The 1,290-nt window shown below is 62.6% G+C and carries 1 protein-coding gene; it reads left to right on the top strand.

All coding sequences use genetic code 11. The features are described 5' to 3' along the window. The first annotated feature begins 211 nt into the window (after window positions 1–211). A complete protein-coding gene (gene moaA, locus VJ307_02230) occupies window positions 212–1,189 on the top strand; it encodes a GTP 3',8-cyclase MoaA (GenBank protein ID HJX72945.1) in 978 nt (325 codons plus the stop codon). The last annotated feature ends 101 nt before the right edge of the window (window positions 1,190–1,290 follow it).

Below are 1,290 nucleotides of genomic sequence, written 5' to 3'. Positions count from 1 at the left end.
ATCGATCCGCCGCCGCCGGGGTTGATCGCCGTGGCCACGGACGAGCGGGTGGACACCGCAGTGCCACAACTCGACATCCATGATTCCGAGCGCCTTGTGGAACTCATTCAAGAGAAATATCTCAGGCGACCATGATATATTCCATGGTCGGGTTTCCGGAACCCGGTAGGGATGAACCTCTCGACGTGAAGGACGACGCGAAAGGACGGGCATGAGTCTTTTCGACCCCCTCGGAAGAAAGATCAACTATCTCCGTCTCTCGGTCACCGGTCGTTGCAACCTGCGGTGCAGCTACTGCAGGCCGCAAGGGATGGATCCGGGACCGGGGACCGAAGAGATCCTTTCCGACGAAAACCTGCTTTTCCTGGCCCGCACGGCGGTCGGCATGGGGATCGAGAAGATCCGCGTCACGGGCGGGGAGCCGCTGCTTCGGAACGGGGTCGCCCGCCTCCTCTCCCGGCTTCGCGCGGTCCCCGGTCTGAAGAAGCTGGTCCTGACCACCAACGGCCTTCTCCTGCCGGAAATGGCGGAAGATCTGCGAAGGGCCGGAGTGGAGAGCCTGAACGTAAGTCTCGACTCCCTCGTGCCGGAGCGTTTCGCACGCATTACGGGGAGCCGTTTGCAGCCCGTGCTCGAAGGAATCGGGAAAGCGCTGGAACAGGGATTCCCCCACGTAAAGATCAACGTGGTGGTGATGCGGGGGGTGAACGACGACGAGGTGGTCCGGTTCGCTTCCCTTACTCTCGACCGGCCCCTGACGGTCCGGTTCATCGAGCTTATGCCGCTGCACGGAAAGGATTGCGGCCCCGGCCTGACCGTCCCGGGAGAGGAGATCCTGCAAAAGATCCAGCGAAGGTACTGCGTTGCCCCTCTCGAAAGGGAGGACCTGGGCGGGCCCGCACGTTATTTCCGGATGGAGGGCGCCATCGGGACGATCGGGATCATCACCCCGGTCTCCTGCCATTTCTGCGGAGACTGCAACCGCATCCGTGTGACCTCCGACGGATTCGCCAAGGGGTGCCTCTTTTCCACGCGGGACGTCGACCTGAAACCTTTCCTTGCGAAAGGCGACGCAGAAGGGTTGCGAAACACCCTTCGGTCCGTCGTCGGGGGCAAACCCTCCGGACACCTCTTCCTGCGGGAAGGGTGCCGCGGGGAACCGGTCGACATGGCAAGAGTCGGGGGATAGGGAGGGCGATCGATGAACGGCACGGTCGTGGCCGTATGCATCAGCGGAAAGAAGGGGGAGCGGAAGATTCCTTCGGAGTCGGCACGGCTGCGGGAGAACCA

This window comes from Candidatus Deferrimicrobiaceae bacterium, assembly GCA_035256765.1.
Taxonomy (GTDB): Bacteria; Desulfobacterota; Deferrimicrobia; order Deferrimicrobiales; family Deferrimicrobiaceae; genus CSP1-8.
Note: the sequence above shows the minus strand (reverse complement) of the source record. Positions and strands in the feature narration are given on the sequence as shown.

Coding starts and splice junctions, on each gene's coding strand:
- moaA (HJX72945.1), top strand. CDS start 212: ATGAGTCTTTTCGACCCCCTCGGAAGAAAGATCAACTATCTCCGTCTC.